The sequence below is a fragment of the Actinomyces israelii DSM 43320 genome, assembly GCF_000711965.1.
Classification (GTDB): domain Bacteria; phylum Actinomycetota; class Actinomycetes; order Actinomycetales; family Actinomycetaceae; genus Actinomyces; species Actinomyces israelii.
Genome location: NZ_JONS01000002.1, coordinates 120,029 through 143,336, shown reverse-complemented (window position 1 = coordinate 143,336; position 23,308 = coordinate 120,029). Strand labels below are relative to the sequence as shown.

At 72.3% G+C, this 23,308-nt stretch carries 17 protein-coding genes; 9 read left to right on the top strand and 8 right to left on the bottom strand.

Annotation, left to right across the window (positions count from 1 at the left end; translation table 11 throughout):
- The first annotated feature begins 24 nt into the window (after positions 1-24).
- Positions 25-903, top strand: a complete 879-nt coding sequence (locus O145_RS01825) for a transketolase (RefSeq protein ID WP_084682298.1) — start codon at positions 25-27, stop codon at positions 901-903.
- Entirely contained in the window at positions 900-1,904 is a 1,005-nt protein-coding gene (locus O145_RS01820) for a transketolase family protein (RefSeq protein WP_052374498.1), read from the top strand. The genes O145_RS01825 and O145_RS01820 overlap by 4 nt, the downstream gene beginning before the upstream one ends.
- Positions 1,905-2,097: 193 nt before the next feature.
- On the opposite strand, the gene O145_RS01815 is transcribed toward O145_RS01820, so the two are convergent.
- From O145_RS01815 to O145_RS01805, 3 genes are all read right to left on the bottom strand, one after another.
- Positions 2,098-3,693: a carboxylesterase/lipase family protein gene (locus O145_RS01815; RefSeq protein ID WP_052374497.1), complete on the bottom strand. Its 1,596-nt coding sequence runs from the start codon at positions 3,691-3,693 to the stop codon at positions 2,098-2,100.
- Positions 3,694-3,703: 10 nt separating this feature from the next.
- Complete coding sequence (locus O145_RS01810; RefSeq protein ID WP_052374496.1) at positions 3,704-4,771, bottom strand: nucleoside hydrolase; 1,068 nt, start codon at positions 4,769-4,771, stop codon at positions 3,704-3,706.
- Positions 4,772-4,863: 92 nt separating this feature from the next.
- Positions 4,864-6,303 carry an MFS transporter gene (locus O145_RS01805; protein ID WP_052374494.1) on the bottom strand — a complete coding sequence of 480 codons (1,440 nt, stop codon included), beginning with the start codon at positions 6,301-6,303 and terminating at the stop codon, positions 4,864-4,866.
- A 903-nt stretch (positions 6,304-7,206) separates the two neighbouring features.
- On the opposite strand from O145_RS01805, the gene araA reads away from it, so the two are divergent.
- Positions 7,207-8,724 carry an L-arabinose isomerase gene (araA, locus tag O145_RS01800; RefSeq protein WP_043558810.1) on the top strand — a complete coding sequence of 506 codons (1,518 nt, stop codon included), beginning with the start codon at positions 7,207-7,209 and terminating at the stop codon, positions 8,722-8,724.
- 45 nt (positions 8,725-8,769) lie between these two features.
- Here araA and O145_RS01795 read toward each other — a convergent pair whose 3' ends face one another.
- The 3 genes from O145_RS01795 to O145_RS01785 are packed head-to-tail and all read right to left on the bottom strand — an operon-like array spanning position 8,770 to position 12,872.
- A complete protein-coding gene (locus tag O145_RS01795; protein WP_043558807.1) occupies positions 8,770-10,782 on the bottom strand; it encodes a glycoside hydrolase family 2 protein in 2,013 nt (670 codons plus the stop codon).
- Between the two features lie 57 nt (positions 10,783-10,839).
- On the bottom strand, positions 10,840-11,862 hold the full coding sequence (locus O145_RS01790; protein WP_052374492.1) for a LacI family DNA-binding transcriptional regulator: 1,023 nt from the start codon (positions 11,860-11,862) through the stop codon (positions 10,840-10,842).
- The gene (locus O145_RS01785) at positions 11,847-12,872 is read right to left on the bottom strand and encodes a LacI family DNA-binding transcriptional regulator (RefSeq protein WP_043558805.1); all 1,026 of its coding nucleotides are present in this window, start codon (positions 12,870-12,872) and stop codon (positions 11,847-11,849) included. The genes O145_RS01790 and O145_RS01785 overlap by 16 nt, the downstream gene beginning before the upstream one ends.
- Before the next feature lie 187 nt (positions 12,873-13,059).
- Between O145_RS01785 and arfA the strand changes: the two genes are divergently transcribed.
- From arfA to O145_RS01755, 6 genes are all read left to right on the top strand, one after another.
- A complete protein-coding gene (gene arfA / locus O145_RS01780; RefSeq protein WP_043558802.1) occupies positions 13,060-14,595 on the top strand; it encodes an arabinosylfuranosidase ArfA in 1,536 nt (511 codons plus the stop codon).
- 59 nt (positions 14,596-14,654) lie between these two features.
- The gene (locus tag O145_RS01775) at positions 14,655-16,010 is read left to right on the top strand and encodes an extracellular solute-binding protein (protein WP_043558799.1); all 1,356 of its coding nucleotides are present in this window, start codon (positions 14,655-14,657) and stop codon (positions 16,008-16,010) included.
- A gap of 17 nt (positions 16,011-16,027) precedes the next feature.
- Complete coding sequence (locus O145_RS01770) at positions 16,028-16,960, top strand: carbohydrate ABC transporter permease (protein ID WP_084682296.1); 933 nt, start codon at positions 16,028-16,030, stop codon at positions 16,958-16,960.
- Positions 16,950-17,873: a carbohydrate ABC transporter permease gene (locus O145_RS01765; protein ID WP_052374491.1), complete on the top strand. Its 924-nt coding sequence runs from the start codon at positions 16,950-16,952 to the stop codon at positions 17,871-17,873. The genes O145_RS01770 and O145_RS01765 overlap by 11 nt, the downstream gene beginning before the upstream one ends.
- A gap of 411 nt (positions 17,874-18,284) precedes the next feature.
- Complete coding sequence (locus tag O145_RS01760; RefSeq protein WP_043558797.1) at positions 18,285-19,268, top strand: aldose epimerase family protein; 984 nt, start codon at positions 18,285-18,287, stop codon at positions 19,266-19,268.
- A 60-nt stretch (positions 19,269-19,328) separates the two neighbouring features.
- Entirely contained in the window at positions 19,329-20,336 is a 1,008-nt protein-coding gene (locus O145_RS01755) for a LacI family DNA-binding transcriptional regulator (protein WP_043558794.1), read from the top strand.
- An 18-nt stretch (positions 20,337-20,354) separates the two neighbouring features.
- Here O145_RS01755 and O145_RS01750 read toward each other — a convergent pair whose 3' ends face one another.
- Positions 20,355-21,023 carry a potassium channel family protein gene (locus O145_RS01750; RefSeq protein WP_043558791.1) on the bottom strand — a complete coding sequence of 223 codons (669 nt, stop codon included), beginning with the start codon at positions 21,021-21,023 and terminating at the stop codon, positions 20,355-20,357.
- 631 nt (positions 21,024-21,654) lie between these two features.
- Entirely contained in the window at positions 21,655-23,232 is a 1,578-nt protein-coding gene (locus O145_RS01745) for an MFS transporter (protein WP_229118286.1), read from the bottom strand.
- Between the last annotated feature and the right edge of the window lie 76 nt (positions 23,233-23,308).

The window sequence follows — 23,308 nt, the reverse complement described above, 5'->3', positions numbered from 1 at the left end:
ACCCACAAGATACGGAGACACATCATGAGCTTCCACGTGGACCTTCCCGTCATCGGGCGCACGCCGCCTGGGGCCGGCAGGCAGGAGGTGATCGCTCACCTCAAGGAGGGGGCCCGCCTCATCCGCCGCAAGGACCTGTCCAATGTCGTCAACGCCGGCATGGGGCACATCGGCGGCGAGCTCTCGATCATCGACGTGCTGGCCACGCTCTATCTGCACGAGGCCAACATCACCGCGGACAACCTCGACGACCCGGACCGCGACCGCGTCATCCTGTCCAAGGGGCACGCCGCCAACGCCCTGTACACCACCTTCGCCGCGGCCGGGCTGCTGGACGCGGCCGAGCTCGGCACCTTCGTCCAGCCCGGCTCCCGCCTCAACGGCCACCCCGCCCGCACCAAGGTGCGCGGCGTCGAGGCCAGCACCGGGCCGCTGGGGCACGGCCTGCCCATCGCCGTCGGCGACGCCCTGGCGGCCAGGATCGACGGCTCTCCCAGGCGCGTCTTCGTCCTGACCGGCGACGGCGAGCTCCAGGAGGGCTCCAACTGGGAGGCCCTCATGCTCGCCGCCCAGTTCAGGCTGGACAACCTGTGCGCGGTCGCCGACCGTAACCACCTCCAGCAGGGCGCCACCACCGAGGACACCAATGACCTCGCCCCCCTGGACGACAAGGCCCGCGCCTTCGGGTGGGAGGTCGCCCACGTCGACGCCCACGACCACGGGGCGCTCCTGGACGTCTTCGCGCGCGTCCCGGCCGCCTCCGGGAGACCGACGTTCATTATCGCCCACTCCCACAAGGGCCACCCGATCTCCTTCATGTCCGACTCGGTCCCGTGGCACCACCGGCTGCCCACCGAGGAGGAGGCTACCCGCGCCCTGTCAGAGCTGGAGGCACTCAAGTGAGCACGCGCACCCCCACCCGCACCGTCCCGGAAGCCCCCCTGCACGACTGCCGCAGGGCCTACGCGGCCACCCTGACCGATATCGCCCGGGCCGACGAGCGCCTCGTCATCGTCACCAACGACTCCATCGGCTCGTCCAACCTGGGCGGTTTCCACGAGGAGCTCCCGAGTCGCCTCATCAACGTCGGCATCGCCGAGCAGAACCAGGTCGGCGTGGCCGCGGGCCTGGAGAACGGCGGCAAGATCCCCGTCGTCTCCTGCGCCGGCTCCTTCCTGTCCGCCCGCGCCACCGAGCAGATCAAGATCGACGCCGCCTACTCCCACCGTCACATGCTGCTGTGCGCCCAGTCCCCGGGCCTGGCGTACGGCCCGCTCGGCTCCACCCACCACAGCGCGGAGGACGTGTCGATCATGCGCTCCATCCCCGGCATGACCGTCATCGTCCCCGCTGACCCGGCCGAGACCGCCGGCGCCGTCCGCTGGGCGTACTCCGAGCTCGACGGCCCCGCCTACATCCGCGTCTCGCGCATGAAGGTCCCGGCCCTCCACGGCGAGGACTACGTCTTCACGCCCCGGGCCACCGTCCTGCGCGGGGGCGGCGAAGGTGGCGCGGGCAGCGAGGGCGCGGACCTGACGATTATCGCCAACGGGGTCACGGTGCACCGGGCCGTCGATGCCGCCGACCGGCTCGCCGCCGAGGGCGTGCGCGCCAGGCTCCTGTCGGTCCCCGTGGTCAAGCCGCTCGACGAGGGCGCCGTCCTCGCGGCCGCGCGCGAGACCGGCCGCATCATCACCGTCGAGGAGGGCACCGTCAAGGGCGGCCTCGGTGGCGCCGTCGCCGAGCTGGTGACGGAGCGGTGCCCAGTGCCGGTCAGGAGGATCGGGGTCCCCGACGAGTGGGCCCCCACCGGCTCCGAGGCCTGGCTCATGGACCACTGGGGCATCTCCGCCGACGGCATCATCGCCGTCGCCCGCGAGCTGGTGGCCGGCCCGGCGGCGTAGCGCCCAGACGCCCGAGCAGCGGGAGACGGCGTACTGGCGTCGCCCCCCGCTGCTCAGCCTCTGCGCGGCTCCCGGCGGCCTCCCCTTCCGTCGAGATCGGTTCACTTCCGCGTCGAGATCGGTTCACTTCCGCGTCGAGATCGGTCCGGTTCCGCGTCGAGATCGGTCCGGACCGGGAGCGGCGCCGCGTCGATCAGCTGAAGACGCCGAACCAGTCGATCATCCGGTCCGAGAGCCCTCCGGCCACGGCCAGGGCCGCACCGTCGACGTCGCCATCGGCCACGCGCGGGGTGGGGGAGATGAGGAGTACCCTCCGCTCGCCGTCGTAGGCCGGCCAGGTCGGGATCGTCGCGTTGGCTGGGTCCCCGCTGCGCGCGAAGGCGGCCCACGTCGCCCTCAGGACCCGCGAGACCGCGCGGGCCCCGTCCGTGCCGCCGTTGAGCCCGGCCGCGGCCTCGATGTTGCCGAAGGTCAGGGCGACATCGAGCTCGTGGGGGCTCATGAGCGCGCCGTCCATGGCCGCTGTGCGCAGCAGGTTGCGGTAGCGCCACGTCGGCGCGTGGGCCCCCGTGGCGCGCGCCTCGGCGCCCGCACGTGTGGGCCCGGCGAAGATGCCGTCGGAGACGACCTGCACCGCCAGCTCGTAGGGGCCGATACCGGGGCGGTGCGCCTCGATCGCCCTCACGAGGCGGTCGGCCGTGTCCTCCCCGACGGCGCGGGCCAGCCGGGCGACGACCCCCTCCCGGCCCAGGGCCGTCAGCGCCTCCCGCCGCCCGGACAGGAACAGCGCCGCCTCGGTGTCCATGTCGCCCATGATGAGCGGCTTGTCCCCGCTGAGGGCCACGGAGGCGGCGGAGAAGGGCTGGTGCGGCACCACCACGCCGTCGACCACCGGGCCGAAGTCCGTCATGCCCGTCGCGACCGCCTTGTAGGCGCGCATGAGGTCTGCCAGCGCCAGCCCTGCCAGGGCCTCGGGGCCGGCGTCGTCGGCGAGTCCGGCCGCCGCGCGCAGGCGTCCCGCGGCGGCCAGCGCCTCGGCGGGGGCGAGGGCGCGCACCGCCGTGCCGGACTGGAGGATCGCGCGGTGGAAGAGCGGCTGGGCCGCGGGCATGGCCAGCAGCAGCGAGATCTTCATGGCCCCGCCGGACTGGCCGGCCAGCGTCACGCTGCCCGGGTCCCCGCCGAAGGCGGCGATATTGTCCCGGACCCACTCCAGCGCGGCCACAATGTCGAGCTGGCCGACGTTCCCGGAGACCGCGTAGGGGGAGCCCGGCTCGGCGGTCGGGTCGACCACCTGCATGTAGCCCAGGACGTTCAGGCGGTGGTTGAAGGTCACGACGACCAGGTCGTGCTCGGCCGCCAGGCGGGCGCCGTCGATCGACGGCGAGGAGCCCGAGTTGTCCGAGTAGCCCCCGGAGTGGACCCACACGAGCACAGGCCGGGGCGTCGCCAGCCGGCCCGCATCGCGCGCCCGGGCCGTCGTGCCCGGCGTCCAGACGTTGACGAACAGGCAGTCCTCGGACTCCGGCAGGCTGTCGGTCAGTCCGATCATCTGCAGGAAGGGGTCGGCCGCCCGGTCGGTGCCGGTGTCGGGGTGGTCCTGGGGCGCGGTGGGGCCGAACTCGAAGGCGCCTGCGGGCTCGGTCCACGGCGCGGGCGGGCGCGGCGGGCAGAAGCGGTAGCCGGCCGTGTCCGCCCCGTAGCGGATGCCCTTGAAGGAGGCGACGCCGCCCGCAACCCGGCCGCGCACCGGCCCGTGGACGGTGGTCACGACAGCGGAGTTGTACATGATCCCGGCCTCACTCCTCAAGCCAGTCGGCCAGGGCGGCGAAGGAGGCGAACATGTCGTCGAAGAGCAGGTTGTTGTCGATGCGCCGGTAGCGGCGCATGGGGCGCGTGTCCTGCGGGTAGCGGTAGGTACCGTCCTCGGCCAGCTGCGGCGTGGGCACGACGTCGTAGTAGGAGGAGGAGGCGTCGGGCTCGAAGGTGGTCTGCAGCGAGGACAGGAGCACCAGCGGCTGGTCCCCGAGCACGTAGGTGGCGCCGGGGTGCGCGCCCGTGCCCGCGACCATGGAGCGCACCCCGCCCAGCTGGGCCAGGAGGTAGCCCCCCAGCGCCCCGGCGGCCGCGCAGCCGCGGCGGATGACGGGCAGGGACACGGCCGCCGAGCGGTAGACGTCGCGGGGCATCTGCCAGATGCGGGCGTCGGTCTCGTTGAACACGTACATGGCGGAGGCGACGTCGAGCGCCATGTTGTACTCCAGGGTCGTGGCGCCCTCGGGCGCGTACGCGAGCCCCGCGTGCTCCGAGCCCCCGATCCAGATGAGCGTGAGGCGCTCGGCGATGGCCGGCTCGGACCTGAGGGCGCGGGCGACGTCGCCGAGCGACCCGCCGGCCACCAGATACAGGGGGCGGTCGTCGTCGCGCATGGCCTCGGCGACGATGAAGCGCGAGGCGTCGGTGGGGCCGTCGTGGGCGTCGAAGCCGCGGTCATCGCCGTCGTACAGGTCGACGCCGGTGACACCCATCGCCGCGAGCAGGCCCTCGACGCGCTCACGGCCGGCCCGGATCGAGGAGCCGGTGCGGTTCCAGGCGTCGTCCTCCCTCAGGCGGGAGACGACGACGCCGCGCACCTCGGTGCCCTCGACGAGCAGGTGGTGGGCGAGCTGGAAAAGGTCGTCGGGGTCGCCCGCGAAGTCGTTGTCGACGATGACCCGGGTGCGGGGGCGGACGCCCTCGAGGCGGTCCGCCTCGGGCAGCCAGGGCCGGGTCCCATGGGCCCAGGTCCTGGGGGCGGTGGGGACTGCGGATGCTGTCGGCGTTGTCGGCGTTGTCGGCGTTGTCGGTGCGGCTGGTTCAGCGGTCATGCTGGGCTCCTCATTGTGCGGGTTGCGCGGGTGGGGCGGCGATGCTGCGCGGGGCCGGTGCGACGGTGCGCCCCGCCCCGCACGGCGTGCGGTTACTTGACCTTCTTGACGGGGATGATTGCGACGGCGCTAATGGCGACGGCGATGATCGACATGATGAACAGCGAGCTGTAGCCGGCGGTGAGGGCGACGACCTGGCCGGCGGCGACCGGGGCGAGCATCTGACCGATGTTGGAGGCGACATTGGCCACCCCCAGGTCGCGGCCGGCGGCCTCCTTGTCGGGCAGCACGTCGATGAACAGGGCGACGTCCACGGCCATGTACATGCCGTAGGAGGCGGCCAGCAGGATGAAGAACACGTAGAAGGCCGGGAGCGTGGGCACAAGGATCGGGATGAGCATGATCGCCGCGATGAAGGCCGACGAGCCGATGACGAAGGGCTTGCGGCGCCCGACCCTGTCGGAGAGCCTGCCGGCGACGAGCATCATGAGCAGCTGGCCGGGCAGGGCCGCGGAGGACAGTCCCGCGTAGGTGGTGTTCGCCTCGGCCGCGGACAGGGCCGGCTGCATGTGGGACTGGAGGATGTAGACCACGTAGTTGGAGATGGCGGTGTAGCCGAAGAACATGAAGAAGCGCGCGACCCAGGTCCAGCGGAAGTCGTGGTCGCGCATGGGGACGGCGTAGCCCTTGAAGAAGCCGATCCAGTCGAAGGGGGCGACGTCCAGGTCCTTGGAGGAACGGTCCTTGGCGAGGGTGACGAACAGGAGGGCTCCGACGACCACGGCCAGGGCGAAGACGAAGTAGGTGTTCAGGCCCAGACGGTTCATGAGCAGCCCGGCCACCACGCTGCCGCCGGTGAAGCCGCCCATCATGCCCACGCCGGACAGTCCGGAGACCATGCCGACCCTGTTCTCGGGCACGCGGTCGGCCACGGTGGTCGACAGGGGGGCCTGCATGAAGTTGAGGGAGACCTGGCCCACGGTCCAGAAGACCGTGAGCAGGGCGATCGAGCTGGAGTAGCGCAGGCCCACCATGAAGGTGGCGCCGCCGATGGCGCCCGCCACGATCCAGAAGGCGCGCCGTCCGAGGGCCGAGCGCCAGCGGTCGGAGATGACCCCGACGATCGGCTGGGCGAAGAGCGTGAACAGTGAGCCGATCATCATCATGTATGAGATCGACTTGGCGCGCGCGGCGTCATAGGCGGCGAGCTTGTCGAGCAGGATCTGCTGGTCGGCGGTGGCGGTGGTCGTGCCGGCCTCGATCGACTGCTTGAGGTTGGTCAGCTCCTGGACCGCGTTGACGTCCTGGACGCTCGTGCCGGTGAAGTAGTGCTGGAACTCGATGGTCTGCACGGAGTTGGGCAGCAGGATGAAGGCCATGGCCGCGTAGCAGGAGTACAGGAAGACCGAGGCGATGATGAAGGAGATGAGGTACTGGTAGTAGGGGCGACCGCCGAGGTACTTCGCGGACGTGCCGGGACGTGATGGCTCCTCGAGCAGGGGATCGGGCGCGGTGGTGGACGGGGTGGACATGGGACTCCTTTGACCGATGCCGGAGCGGGGCGGGAGGGCGACCGTCCGGATGATTATCTTTATTCAATAACGAATGAACTGTTTGTGTCAATGAAGCGAGCTGCGGTGGCCCTCGGTGCTCGCGGGGCCGTCGTGTCCGCGCCGTCGCCTGGATGAGCGGTGTCAGCAGGGTGTCCGGACGTCCAGTCCGCTGGTTCTCTCAGGCGGCTGGTGAGGCGAGCGCGCCAATCTCGACGGTGCCTCTCGGGGCGTGCCCCAGCCGTAGTCGCGAGTAGGTTGCTGGGCCTGGCCAGGACGATGCTGGGCGCGACGCCGAGTTCCTCTGCGAGCTGCTCGATGGCGGGTAGTGGCACCTCCAACGCTAGCGCCGGCTCGCCACATTGCGGCGCGCTGGACTCGGGCCTTCGGACGCCGCGCCCCACCGCTGCCTCCTGGTCCTCGCCACCCCCTTCGTCGAGCCGGAGTACGACCGATCTCGACGAAAGCGGCGCGCCCCGGCGCCCGGGTCCGCAGACCCTTGGCCGAGCTCGGTTCGTCTCCGCGCCGGAGTCGGCCCGAAGAGTCCGCCGGGCGCCGCGATCCACCTGCGTTCGCCTCAGGGAGCGGGCCGGGCGGGGCGGGCTCCGGGGCCCGCGGGCAGCAGCTGCTTTGTCCCGTGCCCAGCGGTGATGAAGCCGTGCTTGCGGAGGCGGCTCAGGGGAAGACCCTGGTCTGTTCGTACTGATCCGTGCGATCAGTGCCGATCCTGCGCTACGCCTCCCGGTCGCGGGTCTCGTAGAGGTTCCAGATGTGTGCGGGGACGCCGGTCGCGCTCTGCGGGCGGGTGCCGCGACGCAAAGGTTGACGTTCTGCGATGTGAACGTTCACAATAGGAGTATCCGCCCTGCCGCAAGGAGACCGCACATGACCGCTGCGCCCAGCCCCTTCGAGGGCAAGGAGATCTGGTTCCTCACCGGCTCCCAGGACCTCTACGGCGAGGAGGCTCTCGCCCAGGTCGCCGACCAGTCCCGGCAGGTCGCCGCCTGGCTCGACGACGCCGACGCCGTCCCCGTGCCGATCGTGTGGAAGCCGGTCCTCAAGGACCGCGACGCCATCCGGGCCGCCATGCTGGCCGCCAACGCCGATGACGCCTGCATCGGCGTCATCGCCTGGATGCACACCTTCTCCCCGGCCAAGATGTGGATTGCGGGCATCGACGCCCTGGACGAGCCGCTCCTCCAGCTCCACACCCAGTACTCCGAGCGGCTGCCGTGGTCCACCATCGACATGGACTACATGAACCTCAACCAGGCCGCCCACGGCGACCGCGAGTTCGGCTACCTCCTGACCCGCCTCGGCCGGCGGCGCAAGGTCGTCGTCGGCCACGCCGCCCACCCGGCCACCCGGAACAAGATCGGCACGTGGGCGCGCGCCGCCGCCGGCTGGGACGCCCTGCACCGCACCCGCCTGGTCCGCTTCGGCGACAACATGCGGGGCGTCGCCGTCACCGAGGGGGACAAGACCGAGGCCGAGCTGCGCCTGGGCGCCTCGGTCAACACCTGGGGCGTCAACGACCTGGTCACCGTCGTCGACTCCGTCGAGGAGGCCCGCATCGACGCCCTGGTCGCGGAGTACCTCCAGGCCTACGACGTCGCCGACGAGCTGGCCCCCGGCGGGGAGCGCCACGACTCCCTGCGCTACGGCGCCCGCATCGAGGCCGGCATGCGCCGCTTCCTTCAGGCTCACGGCGCCACCGCCTTCACCACCACCTTCGAGGACCTCGGCGGGCTGCGCCAGCTGCCGGGCCTGGCCGTCCAGCGGCTCATGGCGGCCGGCTACGGCTTCGGCGCCGAGGGCGACTGGAAGACCGCCCTCCTCGTACGCGCCGCCAAGGTCATGGGCCACGGGCTGGCCGGCGGCGCCTCCCTCATGGAGGACTACTGCTACGAGATGACCCCGGGCAGGGAGAAGATCCTGGGCGCCCACATGCTCGAGATCTGCCCGACCCTGACCACCGCCAGGCCGCGCCTGGAGATCCACCCCCTGGGCATCGGGGGCCGCGAGGACCCGGTCCGCCTGGTCTTCGACGCCGACCCCGGCCCCGCCGTCGTCGTGGCCATGTCCGATCTGCGCGAGCGCTTCCGTCTGACCGCCAACGTCGTCGAGATCGTCGGCCCCGACGAGCCGCTGCCCAACCTGCCCGTGGCCCGGGCCGTGTGGGAGCCCTCCCCGGACCTCGCCACCTCCGCCGAGTGCTGGATGCTGGCCGGCGCCGCCCACCACACCGTCATGGACACCGCCTCCGGCCTGGAGGCCTGGGCCGACCTGGCCGATATCGCCGGCCTGGAGCTGGCCGTCATCGACGGCGCCACCACCGCGCGCGCCTTCGCCCAGGCCCTGCGCCTCAACCAGGTCTACCACCACCTGGCCCAGGGCGCCTGATCCGGGGCCGGCGGGCCGTTTTCCGAGGCGCCGCCTCCCGCGCCCTCAGGAGGTGACCGGCGTCCTGACGATCTCGCGGATCACCTTGGCGCTGATCTTGGGGCGGCGGTACGCGTCGGCCAGGCCGTTGGCCTCCTGCATGGTGTCGGTCAGCTGGGTGTAGCAGAAGCCGGCCAGGTGGGGGCTCGCCTGGAGCGCGCCGAAGGTCCGGCGCAGCCGCGCCTCGAAGTCCTCCGGCCCGTCGGCGGTCGTGTAGCCCCAGGTGGTCTCGTCCTCCTCATCCTCCCAGTCCTCGCTCGTGCCGGTTTCCTCGGCGCCTGCAGCGCTCCTGGCACCCCCTGCGCCCGCACTGCTTGCAGCGGCCCTGCCGTTCGTAGCGCCCGCAGCGCCCTCGCCGCCGTCCGTCCGCTCGCCGTCGGGGAGGTAGCGGATGCCGCCGAACTCCGTGACCATCACCGGCGCCTCGCGGTCCACCGGGCCCTGCACCGTGATGCTCCGCCCGGCCGGGCCCAGGCCGGCCAGGAGCGCCTCCAGCCTGTCCTCCTCGGCGTAGCGCAGCGTCACCGCCAGGTCGTCGGCGTCGTAGTCGTGGATCGAGATGATGTCCGAGCAGGTGTGCTCCCAGCCGTCGTTGGAGACCACCGGGCGGGACGGGTCGATCGCGCGGGTGAGGTCGGCCAGCGCCCGGCTGAGGGCCCGCTGCTCGGGGCGGTGGGCGAGGTGCTGCACGCCCCAGCTCTCGTTGATCGGCACCCAGGTGATGATGCTCGGGTGGGAGCGGTCGCGGCGCACCGCCGCTCCCCACTCCGCCACCAGGCGGGTGATCGACTGCGTCGTGAACTCGTAGGACGCCGGCATCTCGCCCCACAGGAGCAGGCCCAGGCGGTCCGCCCAGTACAGGAGGCGCGGGTCCTCGATTTTCTGGTGGAGGCGCGCCGCATTGAAGCCGAGCCGCTTGATCAGGGCGACCTCGTCGCGGCGGGCCCCGTCGTCGGGCGCCGCCAGGTGCGAGTCCGGCCAGAAGCCCTGCTCAAGGACGGCGCGCACGTAGTAGGGGCGGCCGTTGAGCAGGAAGCGGCGGTGCCGGGTGCCCACCGAGCGCAGCCCCAGGTAGGAGGCGACGACGTCGGGCACCGAGCCCGGCGCGACCGTCGCGGCCCGCCCGCCGGTGAGCGGGGCCTTGGCGGGGGCGAGCATGACCTCGGCCCCGATGAGCCGGGGGTGCTCGGGCGACCACAGGAGCTTCTCGTAGTGCTGGCCGTGCACCTGCTCGCGCAGGTCGATGGTCAGCCCCGCCGTCGTCGTCTCCGGCAGCCTCGCCGTCGCCTCGGCCAGCAGGTGGCCCTCGATGGTCAGCCGGGCGGTGATCCGCGAGCCCGCCGGGACCGGGCGCGTCGTGGTCACCGCGAGCTCGACGGCGTCGCAGGCCCTGCTCGGCGTCCAGGCGAGCTCGGCGATCGCGGTGCGCGGCACCGCCTCCAGCCAGACGCTCTGCCAGATGCCTGTCGTGCGCGAGTACCAGATGTTGTGCGGCTCGGGCTGCCAGTCCTGCTTGCCGCGCGGCTGGCCGGCGTCCAGCGGCCGATCCTCGGCCCGCACGACGAGCAGGGCGTCCTCGCCGCCGTCGGGCAGGGCGCGCGTGATGTCGAGGGCGAAGGGCACGTGCCCGCCCTCGTGCTCGCCCACCAGCTGGCCGTCGATCCACACGCTCGCCCGGTAGTCCACCGCGCCGAAGTGCAGCAGCACCCGCTCGCCCTGCGCCGGCCGGCCCGCGCGGACCAGGTCGGCGGTGGCGAGCGTGCGCGAGTACCACACGACGGGGTGGTAGCCGGTGTCCCCGACTCCGGAGCGCTCGCTCTCGGGCGGGAAGGGCACGGCGATGGTGCGCTCGTTGACGCCGCAGGAGGGCCAGTCCCGCTCCAGGCCGGTCTCGTCGTCGTCGTAGGCGAAGCTCCACGGGCCGTCCAGGCTGCACCAGTGGGAGCGGCGCAGCTGGGGGAAGGGATGGCCCCCGGAGGGATCGGCGGACCGGTCCGTGGAGCTGGCGGTGTCGGCCATGGTGCGTCCTTTCGGTCGGATGACGGGTCGTGTCGGCGTGCTGGTCGGAGGCGGCCCTCAGGACCCTGAGGACCCTGAGGGCTCTGAAGGCGTGGGCGATGAGGAGCGGCGGACCGTGAGGGCCGGGGCGACCTCAATGGTGCGCGGCCGGGGGAGCGGGTCCGTCAGTCGCGCCCGGAAGTGGGCCATGGCCGCGGCCGCGGTGGCCTCGGCCGCGCAGGAGACGCTGGTCAGCGGCGGGGTCGCGAAGGCGGCGGTCTCCGTGTCCCCCCGGCCGATGACGACGACGTCCTCGGGCACCCGCGCCCCGCGCCGCAGCAGGGTGCTCAGCGCTCCCGAGGCGATGGCGTCATTGTGGCAGACGACGGCCTCCACGTCCGAGCCCTGGTGCAGGAGCCGCGTGACGGCCTCGACGCCGCCGCGCACGCCGTCGGGCTCGGCCAGCCGTATCACCGCCTGCGGCGGGACCTCCAGGCCCGCCCGCCGCAGGGACGCCTCGCAGGCCTCGGTCCACCGGTCCGCCGGGTCGGTGATGCCCAGGACGGCGGCGCGGCGCCGCCCCAGGCCGCTCAGGTGGCGTGCGACGAGATCGCCCTGCGCCCGCGGCGGGCAGGTGATCCGGGTCAGCCCCGCGGGGCCGTCGTCGGCGATGAGGACGACGGCGTCGTCGGCGTCCTCGTACGCCCGCGCGGCCGGGTCCGTACCGCGCGGGACCAGCACGAGGGCGTCGCACCGGCTGCGCCACGAGCCCTGGAGGAGGGCCAGCTCGGTGCTCCGCTCCGCCCGGGTCAGCTCGAGGACGACCGGGACCGGCTCGGCCGCCCGCATGAGCTCGGCCGCCAGGAGCGCGTAGGTGGGCTGCTGCAGGGTGGGCACGGCCAGCGCGATCGCCCCGTGCCTGCCCGAGCGCAGGGCCGCGGCCCGCGGGTTGACCCGGTACCCGAGCTCCCGCACCGCGGCCAGGACGCGCTCGCGGGTCGCCTGCGAGGCGCCGCCCGTCCCGCGCATGACGTTGGAGACCGTCTTGGCCGACACGCCCGCCAGGTCCGCGACCTGCCGCATCGTCACCTGGGCCGCCACGGCGCGTCACCTCCGATGGTGGAGTCGCGGGGCAGCAGGGCCACGCCCTCGACGAGGGTCCGCACCGGCGCGCCGGCGTCCTCGATCCGCGCGGCCAGCAGGTCCACCGCGTCGTCGGCGTAGGCGCTCAGGCGGGGGGAGACGGTCGTCAGGGAGGGGACGGAGTAGCGGGAGGCCTCCAGGTTGTCGAAGCCGGTGACGGCGACGTCGTCCGGCACGCGCACCCCGGCGCCCGCCAGGGCGCGCAGCGCGCCCAGCGCGAGGCCGTCGTTGAAGGCGATCAGGGCGTCGAAGGGGAGGCCCGAGGCCAGCAGGCGCCTGACGGCCGCCGCGCCGTCCGGACGTCGCCACTCCGCCGAGGCGATGAGAAGGCGCTCGTCGACGGCGACGCCCTGCCGCTCGGCGGCGGTGCGGAAGGCCGTGGCGCGGGCCCTGCCGGCGGCGTGGCTGCGGAGCGCCGGGTCGGGAACCCCGATGACGGCGATGCGCTCGCGGCCCAGGGCCGTCAGGTGCGCCAGCGCCAGGTCGATGCCGCGCTCGTTGTCCATGGTGACGCGGTCAGCCTCGGCGTGCTCGTTCTCGCCGAGGAGGACCAGCGGGCAGCGCTGCGCCTCCTGGGCGAGCGCCCGGGGGGACAGGCCCTGCCAGTACAGGATCACGCCGTCCAGGGCGGTGCTGCGCGCGAAGAAATCCGCCTCGCCCTCGCCCCGCTCCCCGGTCACGCCCATGACGACGGCGAGGCCGCGCCGTCGCGCGCAGGCCGCGATCCGGTCCGCGATCTCGGCGAAGAAGGGCTGCCCGAGCTCGGGCACGGCCAGGCCGATGACGCCCGAGCGGCCGGTGCGCAGGGATCGTGCCGCGGGGTCGGGGGAGTAGCCGGTCTCCTTCAGGGCGGCGGCGACGCGGGCCCGAGTCGCGGGTGACACGCCGGGCTCGTCGTTGACGACCCTGGAGACCGTCTTCGGCGACACGCCGGCGCGTGCTGCGACGTCGGTCAGCGTGCTGGTCATGTGACGAATCCTAACGGGGGGCATGCCGGAGGGCATATTCAACGATGTCTTATGGGCGGGGTTCTCACTTACGCCTGCAATGGCGGCGATGTATTGTATATGACCAGGACTTCAGGTGTTGACAACGATGAATCAGATGGGTGAGCATTGCTCCTGACGGAACGGCCGCCACCCACAGGAGGACCCCATGACGCCTTCGCGCAAGGCCCGCATCTCCATTGATCCCGACCGCCCCATCGGCCGGATCCACCCCCGCGTGTACGGCTCCTTCGTGGAGCACATGGGTCGCTGCGTCTATACGGGCATCTACGAGCCCGACCACCCGAGCGCGGACGAGGCCGGCCTGCGCCGCGACGTCATGGAGCTGGTCAGGGAGCTCGGCGTGACCACTGTGCGCTACCCCGGCGGGAACTTCGTGTCCAGCTACCGGTGGGAGGACGGCGTCGGCCCCGCGGTCGAGCGGCCGCGCCGTCTCGATCTCGCCTGGCACACCACCGAGACCAACGCCTTCGGCACCGACCAGTTCATGGACTGGTGCGCCAAGACCGGCATCGAGCCCATGCTGGCCGTCAACCTCGGCACCCGCGGCGAGAGCGAGGCGGTGGACCTGCTGGACTACGTCAACGGCCGCGCCGACACCGCCTGCGCCAACCTGCGCCGCGCCAACGGGCGCGCCGAGCCCTACGACGTGCGCATGTGGTGCCTGGGCAACGAGATGGACGGCCCCTGGCAGGTCGGGCACAAGAACGCCGAGGACTACGCCCACCTCGCCCTGTCGACGGCCCGCGCCATGCGCATGGTCGACCAGGGGCTCGAGCTGGTCGCCTGCGGGTCCTCCGCCTGGGAGATGCCGACCTTCGGGGACTGGGAGCGCACCGTCCTCGACCTGGCCTACGACGAGGTCGACTACATCAGCCTCCACCGCTACGTCGACCCCGACGCCCAGGACCGCGCCAGCTTCCTGGCCGCCGGCGTGGACCTCGACCGCTTCATCGACGGGGTCATCGCCACCGCCGACGCCGTCGGCGCCAAGCACCGCTCCGCCAAGAGGATCAAGATCAGCGTCGATGAGTGGAACGTGTGGCGCCTGTCGGCCTGGAACGCCGTCGAGCACGGCTTCGCGCCCGACGACTGGCCCGAGGCCGCACCGCGCATCGAGGACGTCTACACCGGAGCCGACGCCCTCGTCGTCGGCGGGCTGCTCATCTGCCTGCTGCGGCACGCCGACCGGGTCAGGGCCGCGAGCCTGGCCCAGCTGGTCAACGTCATCGGGCCCATTATGACCGAGCCCGCCGCGCACGGCGGGAGGGCCTGGCGCCAGACCATCTTCCACCCCTTCGCCATCGCCTCGCGCATCGCCCGCGGCACCGCCTACGACGCCGTCGTCGCCAGCCCCCCCACCCGTACCGAGCGCTACGGCGAGGTCGACCAGCTCGACGCCGTCGCCACCTGGGACGCCGACGGCGCGGGCGCCGGCCGCGGCTGCCTGCTCGCCCTCAACCGGTCCCTGACCGAGCCCGTGGAGGTGAGCGCCGCTCTCGGGGGCCTGGGGGCGAGCCGGGTCGTCGCGGCGCAGATCCTCGCTCCGGACGACCTCGACGCCGTCAACACCGCGGACGCGCCCGACGTCGTCGTCCCGGTGGCGCACCCGGTCGAGCTCGCCGGCTCCACGCTCACCACCGTCCTGCCGCCGGCCGGCTGGCTCGCGGTCGAGCTCGCCTGACCCGCTTCGCGGCCGGGCGCCCTCCCCATTGGTGCAGATCGTTGACAAGGAGGTCAGTGATGAAACGAAGGAAGTGGGCACTGCCGCCGTCAGGAGGGCTGCCCGACGGTCCCAGCAGGCGCAGTCTGCTGGCCGGGGCGCTCCTGGGGGGCGCCTCGCTCGCCTGCGCCCCACTTCTGGGCGGCTGCTCCCCGGCGTCGGCCGGCGGCCGGACCCGGATCCAGCTGTGGCACCTGTTCACCGGCGGCGACGGCGGCGTCTTCCAGTCGATGATGGACGCCGTCGGCCGGCAGAGCCCCGACATCGAGATCGACCCCGTCGTCCTGACCTGGGGCGGGCCCTACTACACCAAGCTCGCCATGTCCTCGGTCGGCGGGCGCTCACCCGACCTGGCCGTCATGCACGCCACCCGGGTCGTCGGCTACGCCCCCGGCGGGCTGCTCGACACCTGGGACACCGACCGCCTGGCGGACCACGGCGTCACCCGGGACATGTTCCCCGACCTGCTGTGGGACAAGTGCCTGGTCGACGGCCGCCTCATGGCCATCCCGCTGGACTTCCACGCATTCCTGCTGTTCTACAACACCGACCTGTGCGGCAGGGCGGGCCTGCTCGACGCCAGGGGCAGGCTGACCGGCCTGGGCTCGCCCGAGGCCTTTCTGGACGCGGGGCGCGCTCTGGCCGAGGTCACCGGCGGCCAGGGCATGTCCTACGGCTACACCGGCGACGGGGCGCAGGTCTGCCGCATGTTCTGGGGCCTGTACGCCCAGACGGGGGCCACCTGCACGCTCACCCCGGGGCAGCCGGCGCAGATCGACCGCGACGCCGCTATCGGGGTCGCGCAGCTGGTGAAGGACATGCTCGACAGCGAGATCGCCGCGCCCGACCTGGACTACGGGGGCGCCGTCGCCTCCTTCTCCACCGGGCGCACGGGCATCACCTTCATGGGCAACTGGGAGCTGCAGTCCTTCCTCAAGGCGGGCGTCCCCTTCGATGCCATGCCCATGCCCGCCGTCTTCGGCACCCCGGCCTCCTTCGGCGACTGCCACGTCTTCGTGCTCCCCCACCAGGCGAGCGTCGATGAGGACAGGCGCGAGGCCGCCTACGAGGTCGTCGCCGGCATGCTGAACGGCTCCCTGGAGTGGGCCGACGGCGGGCACACCCCGGCCAACCTCAGGATCACCGAGTCCGCCGCCTACCGGGCCCTGGAGCCGCAGTCGCACTACGCCGAGGTCATGGGCCAGGCCGTCTTCGAGCCCGCCGCCTGGTTCACCGGCTCCGGCTCGGACTTCCAGTCCCGGGTCTCGGAGGTCATGCAGGCGTGCTGGCTGTCCGGCTCGATCACGCCCGAGCAGGCCGTGGACGGCCTCATCGACCGCCTCAACCACGCCCTGGCCCAGAACCCGCCCGCCTGACAGAGAGGAACCCACTCATGGCAACCAGTGTCTCCGCTCGGCTCGAGCGCGACGCCGCCTCCGCGCGGACGGTCAGGCGCCTCGGCTCGGGCCTGCCCTTCCTCGCGCCCTTCATCCTGGTGGCCCTCATCTTCCTCGTCATCCCCGTCGCCTACGGGCTGTGGCTGTCCTTCACCGAGCAGTCGCTCATGGGCAACGGCGGCTGGATCGGCCTGGGCAACTACGCCGAGGCCATGGGCGACGCCACCATGTGGACCACCCTGTGGCACACGATCCTGTTCACCGTGATGAGCACGATCCCACTGGTGCTCCTGGCCCTGGTCATGGCGCTGCTGGTCTACATCGGCATCCCCGGGCAGTGGTTCTGGCGCCTGGCCTTCTTCGCCCCCTACCTGCTGCCCGTCGCCGTCGTCGTCCAGGTCTGGACCTGGTTGTTCAACTCCGACGTCGGCTTCGTCAACTACTGGCTCCAGCAGCTCGGGCTGGACGCGGTCGGGTGGCTCACCGACGTCGATGTCGCCATGTGGTCCATCGTCATCCTCACCGTGTGGTGGACGGTCGGATTCAACTTCCTGCTCTACCTGTCGAGCCTGCAGGCGATTCCCGACCTCCTCTACGAGGCCGCCGAGGTCGACGGCGCCGGCTTCTGGCGCAAGCTGTGGTCGGTGACCCTGCCCCAGCTGCGCGGCACCACGGTCCTGGTGGTCACCCTCCAGGTCATCGCCTCCTTGAAGATCTTCGACCAGATGTTCATCGCCTTCTCCGGAGGCTCCGGCCCCGAGGGCTCGACCCGGCCGATCCTCCAGTACATCTACGACACCGGATTCACGAACTACCGGATGGGCTACGCCTCGGCGATGTCCTACATCTTCTTCGCCGTCATCATCCTCGTCACGGTGGCCCCGCGACTTATCGCCCGCACCCGGAAGGACACGTCCAATGAGCGCTGACATCCTTCTCCAGCTCCGCAGCCATCGCACCCGCTCGCGGGCCGAGCGCCGGGCGGAGACCAGGCGCACCCGCGGCCTTCTGCTGGGCCGCAGCCGGGCGGCGCGCGCGGTCGCCTTCGCGATCCTCGCGCTGCTCGCCCTCGGCTGGCTGCTTCCGCTGGCCTGGGCGGTGGACACCTCGTTCAAGACCGAGGTGCAGGCGCAGTCCCTTCCGCTGAGGTGGCTGCCCGACGGCGGCTTCACCCTGGAGAACTATCGGATCGTCTTCTCCCGCGGCGAGGTCTTCACCTGGATGTGGAACACGCTCCTGGTGGCCTGCCTGGTCACGGCGCTGACCGTCGTCATCTGCGCGCTGGCCGGCTACGCCTTCTCCCGCACGGTCTTCAAGGGGCGCAGGCTCCTGTTCGCCGCCACCATCGCCCTCATCATGGTGCCCGGCCAGATCCTCATTGTCCCGCTGTTCAAGGAGATGGTCCTTCTGCGGGCCGTCGACACCTTCGCCGGCATCATCCTTCCCCAGACCATCGCGCCGATGATGGTCTACATCTTCAAGCAGTACTTCGACCAGGTGCCCCAGGAGATCGAGGACGCGGCGCGCGTGGACGGCGCCGGGAACTGGAGGCTGTTCTGGAACGTCATCCTGCCGACCTCCCGGCCCATCGTCACCGCGGTGGCGATCTTCGTGTTCATCGGCGCGTGGAACAACTTCATGTGGCCCTTCATCATCACCAACAATCCCGACCTGATGACCCTGCCGGTCGGGCTGTCCACGGTGAAGAACGCCTACGGGGTCATCTACGCCCAGACCATGGCCGCGGCCGTGATCGCCGCCCTGCCCCTGACGATCCTGTTCATGCTCTTCCAGCGCCAGATCATCAAGGCCGTCGCCACGACGGGTCTGGGAGGCCAGTGAGCCGGCGGGGCCGCCGGCCCTCGCCCGGCCCTCGCTCGGCCCGCGCGGTCGCAGGTCCGCTCCACGCTGTCGGACCCGGTCGCGGTCGGGCCCCGAGGTTGCAGGTCCGCCCCTCGGGCGCGGACCCTGGTCGGCCCAGAGCCTCTGGATGTCCCCGAGGATGAGGTCCGCCCCTCGGGCGCGGACCCTGGAGGACCGACTCCGGGCAGACGGGGCCCTGGGGCGCGCGGCATGCGCCGGCCGGGAGCCATGGACCGATCTCGGTGCGGAACCGGACCGATCTCGGCGAAGGGGGGCGGCCGGCGCCGGGCGGTCCCACGGCGAGCGCGCACCGGCCCGGTGCCGTACGGTAGGCCGTATTGCGCGGGAGCGCACCCGCCGCTACCTCGACCACCACCTTGGACGGCACGCATGATCAATGGAGAACTCATCGACCTGACCGCCGGCGACTACGCGGCCCGCATCGCCACTGCCGGCGCCACACTCGTCCACCTGCGCAAGGCGGGTGACGACCTCATCATCCCCTTCGACGCCGAGGCCTCGCTGCCCGGGGCCTGGCAGGGCAAGACCCTGGCGCCGTGGCCCAACCGGATCGTCGGGGCGCGCTACACCTACTGGGGTGCGAGCTACCTGGTGCCCTGCAACGAGCCCGAGACCGGCTCGGCCCTGCACGGCCTGGTGGGCTGGGCCGACTTCGACGTCGTCGCCACGGGCGAAGGAACCCGGGCCGGGGCCGCCGGCGGCGGCCCGGCGAACCCGGCGCCGTCGGTCGCGCTCGAGCTGACGCTGCCGGGCTCGTACGCCTACCCCTGGAGCCTGCGGGTCGGCGTGCGCTTCTCCCTGGACGCGCGCACCGGGCTGACCGTGACGGCCACCACCACCAGCCTCGGGGCGGGCGCGTCACCGGCACCGGGCGCCGTCGGCGCCCCCGAGGCCGATGGCCGCCTCGCGCCGGCTCCCTACGGCGTCTCCTTCCACCCCTACCTGACCCGGTCCGTCCCGCTGGACGAGTGCATCCTGCAGGTGCCGGCCGCGCGGGTCCTCGACGTCGATGGGCGCATGGCGCCGGCCGGCGAGCGCGACATCACCGGCACCGACTGGGACTGGCGCGCCGGCCGCCTGGTGAGGCGGATCGCGACCGACAACGCCTACACGGGCCTGCCCCAGGGCCCCTGGGAGGCCCGCCTGACCGGTGGAGAGGCGGGCCGCACCGTGGTCATGAGCGCCGAGGCGCCGTGGGTGCAGATCTACACCGCCGAGCACCTGGGGCGCCGGGGCGTCGCCGTGGAGCCCATGACCTGCCCTCCCGACGCCTTCAACAGCGGGCGCGACCTGGTCGAGCTTCAGGCCGGACAGTCCCACTCCTTCGCCTACTCGCTGCGCGAGGAGGAGTGAGGCCCTTCCGCGGCGGTCGGCGACGCGGCTGACCGGCCGCCCGAGGCGCAGGAGGTAGTCATGGCCGGCGGCGAGCCGGGGCGGCGACCCGGGATGATGGACGTGGCGCGGCTGGCGGGAGTGAGTCACCAGACGGTCTCCCGCGTGCTCAATGCGCCCGACTCGGTGCGCCCGACCACGCGCGAGAAGGTCCAGGCGGCCATCGCCCGGCTGGGCTACCGCCGCAATATGGCGGCTCGGGCACTGGTGACCGACTCCACGCGCACCATCGGGGTCATCACCGCCGGCTCGCGCTACTTCGGACCGGCCTCGGCGGCGGCGGCCATTGAGGCCGCGGCCCGCCGGGAGGGCTACGCCACCGTCGTGGCCGCCCTGACCCGGGGATCGGGCGACGAGGTCGCCGAGGCGCTCGACTTCCTCGTCGGTCGAGGCGTGGACGGGATGATCGCCGTGGCCCCCCGGGCGCACATTGCGACCGCGGTCGAGCGGGCGGCCCGGGCGGTCCCGCTGGTGGTGGTGGCCGACGGCTTCCCGGCCGGTGGGCGGATCCACGTCGTCTCCATCGACCAGGAGCTCGGGGCGCGCATGGCGGTCGGACACCTCCTGGGCGGCGGGTGCCGGTCCGTGGCCCACGTGTGCGGACCACCGGACTGGTTCGACGCGGCCGCCCGCATCCGCGGGTGGCGGGCCGCCGTGGAGGACGCCGGGGCGCCGTCGGGCGACCTGCTCGAGGGGGACTGGACTCCCGAACGGGGCTATGCCGCCGGTGCGGAGCTCGTGGCGCGCGGACTTCCCGACGGCGTCTTCTGCTCCAACGACCTCATGGCGCTGGGCGCGCTGGCCGCGCTGCGCGACCGGGGGATCCGCGTGCCCGCGGACGTGGTCGTGGCCGGTTATGACGACGTCGCCGGAGCGGCCTTCTTCTCGCCGCCGCTGACCACGGTCCGCCAGCCCTTCGACGAGCTCGGGCGGCTGTGTATGGAGGTGCTGCTGGAGGCGATCGGCGGTGCCGCGGGGACGGCCCACTCCATCGCGCCGACCCTCCAGGTGCGCCGCTCCAGCGAGTGAGGGCCGGCCCTCACTCGCTCAGGCCCGGTTGGCGAAGCGCTCCAGCAGCGTGGCGTCCCCGCCGACGACGAGCACGTCCTCGGCGCTGACCAGGGTCTCGGCCGCCGCGTACTCGAAGGGCTCCCCGGGGCTCATGAGGCCGAAGACCGTGATGCCGTAGCGCGAGCGGATCTTGGACTCGCCGATGGTGAAGCCGTGCAGCTCGGCCGGCGGGCGCATCTTGACGATGGTGAAGCCGCCCTTCTCCATCTCGATGTAGTCCAGCATGCGGCCGCTGACCAGGTGGGCGGCGCGCTGGCCGGCGTCGAACTCGGGGTAGACCACGTGGTGGGCGCCGATGCGGCGCAGGATGCGGCCGTGCGCCCGCGAGATCGCCTTGGCCCAGATCTGCGGTGTCTCCAGGTCCACGAGGTTGCCGGTGATCAGGACACTCGCCTCCAGGGAGGTGGCCACCCCCACGACCGCGGTGCCGAACTCGGTGGCGCCCACCTGCTCCAGGGCCTCCATGTCGGTGGCGTCGGCCTCCACCAGGGGGATTCGGCCAGTCCACTGGCGCACGATCGTCGGGTTGGACTCCACGGCGAGGACCTCCCGGCCGAGCCGGTCCAGGGTCGCCGCTACAGCGGATCCGAAGCGCCCCAGCCCGATGACGAGGGTCGAGTCGGTGCGGTCGACGGGAGCTGCCATGGGTTCTCCTGCGCGGTACGGCGAACGGCCGGGCGGAGCGCCGCGGCCCGGTGCCCACCGTAGTGCAGGCGCGGACGCGGGGCGGACCGGGCGGGCCGGGAGCCCCGACGTCGACTGTGGAGGTACGTTCGCGTTCTGGCGCGCTCCACGCGGGCGCCCGGATACTGCGCTCCACGCGGACGCCCGCCCGTCCCCGCACCCGTTACCCCTCACCGAGATCGGTTCATTTCCGGCTCGAGATCGGTCCGTTTTCGCGTCGAGATCGGTCCGCGGGGTCTACTGATCGCCCCGGCGTTAGTCATCTCGACGACTGGCTACAGGGTGGGGGAAGCGATCTTCCCGCGTGCTTCCAAGACGGTCGACTGCCCCGAACACCGTGAGAATCGGCGCGATTCCAGGTCTTGCGGTGCGGGCCGGATGGCGCGGGGGCGCTGAAGACGCGCCGGACGATCACTGTCCGAGGCGCGGCGTCGGGCCGGCGGGCGTCGGGCCGGCGCTCCGAACCGATCTCGGTGCGGAACTGGACCGATCTCGGTGCGGAACTGGACCGATCTCGAGCCGGAATACGACCGATCTCGGCGCGGAGGGGCGCGGGGCGGGCCCGGCATGCGCCGTGGTCGGAATCAGTCGGCTAAGTGGCCTGGTGGCGACGGGCCCGCAGAACGGCGGCCGCAATGAGTAGCGCCGCCACGACTGCGAGGATGCAGGCCATGAGGAGGAATCCGCCGCTGTAGGCGCTGATCTGCGCGCGGTCGGCCAGCTCGGCGGTCAGCCTGGCGACGATCGCCCGTCCGGCGTCGGAGTCCGGGGTCGCCTGCGCCTGGCTCAGCGCGCTCATGGCCCGGGCCCTGGTCTGCTCGGCGTGCCCCTCGACATAGGCGCTCACGTGCCTGCTCGCGTAGGTCGACAGCAGGGCGACGCTCAGCGAGGCGCCGATCTGCTGGGCGACTGTGAGAACCGCCGAGGCGAGACCGGTGTGGGAGACGGGAACGCCCCGGGTGCCCGAGTTGAACGTGACCGGCATGACGAAGCCGATCCCCACGCCGAGGACCATGATCCCGGGTACGACTGCCCCGGCGTAGCTCGAGTCGGGGCCGATCCGGGACAGGAGGACGGAGGCCGCCGCCTCGATCGCGATGCCCAGGGGCAGCGTGCCGCGCGTGCCCAGGCGGTGGAGGAGGCGCTGCCCGGCCAGCGGCGCGGTGACCACGAGGGCGCCGATCATGGGCAGGAAGGCGACGCCGGTCCGCAGGGGCGAGTAGCCGAAGTGGTTCTGCAGGTAGTAGGTCAGGTAGAGCGCTCCGCCCATCTGGGTCGCGCCGACCGTCGCCGCGCCGACGTAGGAGGCGGCGCGCGCGGGCCGGGAGACGATCCACAGCGGCAGGGTGGGGTCGGAGGCGGCGCGCTCCCTGACCAGGAACGTCAGCGCCAGCACGACCGCGGCTGTGAGCCAGCCGATGGTCGGGGCCGATCCCCAGGAGGTCTGCTCGGCGCGGTCCAGGCCGAACACCGCGCTGAAGCAGGCGGCGCAGCCCAGGACGAGGCCGAGCGGGTCGGGCAGGGCCGGTCCCTCGCGACGGACGCTGGAGGCGGGCAGGCCGCGCAGGCCGACGAGGAAGCCGATCAGGGCGATCGGCACGTTGACGTAGAGCGACCAGCGCCAGCTGAGCCAGTCCGTGAGCGCCCCGCCGATCAGGAGCCCGGCCGCGGCCCCGACGCCGCCCGTGGCGCCGAAGAAGGCGAAGACCCGCCTGCGTCGGGGCCCCGCGGGGAAGGCGGAGTTGAGCAGTGACAGTGTCGTCGGGCCGAGCAGGGCGGCGAACGCGCCTTGGGCGGTGCGGGCGGTCACCAGCACGGGGAAGGAGGACGCCGTGCCCGCGATGAGGCTCGCGGTGGCGAAGCCGGCCTGTCCCAGCCAGTAGGAGCGCCGAATGCCGATGACGGTGGTCAGGCGCCCGCCGAGCAGGACGAGGCCGCCGTTGGCGAGGGTGTAGGCGGTGATGGCCCACGGACGCTGGGAGGACGTCAGCCCCAGATCGGCCTGCATGCTGGGCAGGGCGATCGCGATGATCGTCATGTCGAGAACGATCATGAGCTGGGTGATCAGGGAGCCGGCGACGAGGGCGCGCTCCCGGGAGCGCGGGGTCGAGGACGGGCGCGGTGCGCGGCCGCGCACCGCGGTGGTTGCTGTGACGGGTGCAGGAGACATGAGCACCTCCATATCGAAACACTCGTTATTGTTTGTGATGCTGACCGTAGTGCCCGGAGTCGCCCACGTCAAAACG